Origin of the sequence: Methanobrevibacter filiformis (assembly GCF_001639265.1) — an archaeon.
In the GTDB taxonomy this organism is placed as follows: Archaea; Methanobacteriota; Methanobacteria; order Methanobacteriales; family Methanobacteriaceae; genus Methanacia; species Methanacia filiformis.
Window position 1 is genome coordinate 1 of record NZ_LWMT01000200.1, and the last position, 635, is coordinate 635.

The 635-nt window shown below is 31.2% G+C and carries 1 protein-coding gene; it reads left to right on the top strand.

Going from position 1 to position 635, the window contains the following annotated elements; genetic code table 11:
• Positions 1 to 635 (top strand): DUF11 domain-containing protein (locus MBFIL_RS05070; protein ID WP_157078688.1); only part of this gene is annotated, 635 nt, incomplete at both ends.

Sequence of the window (635 nt, forward strand, 5' to 3'; positions counted from 1 at the left end):
AATGTTTCAAATAATGGTACTATTAACTTCACAATAAATATAACTAACAATGGGGCTGATTTTGCATCTAATGTTACTTTCACTGATTTACTTAATGAGAGTTTTAAACTTTTGAACACAACTGGAGGTTCATACAATAGCACAACAGGTCTTTGGACTATTGGGGATATTGGACCTGGAGTAACTGTAACACTCCATATGTTTGTTCAAGCTATTAAGTCAGGAACACTAAACAATACTGCAGGTAATCTAACAGCTATTGAAACGCTTGTTGATCCAGATATAAACTCAACAGTAACAATTAATGTAATACCAGCAGTTAATTTAAACATTACTAAAGTATCTGATGTAGTAGGATTTGACACAGCTCATGTAGGGGATCATGTTAACTACACAATAACGGTTAAAAATAATGGTTTAGATAATGGAACAAATGTATGTGTATATGACATATTAGGTTCTAAATTAATCTACTTCAATTACGCCTCTTCAAGAGGAACCTATGATAATAATACAGGATTATGGAATATTGGAACATTAAATGTTAATGAAATGGTTACGCTTAAAATTGAAGTGATAATAGCTAGTTCAGGAACAATAGAAAATATTGCAAATGTAACAGCAAATGAAGTAAT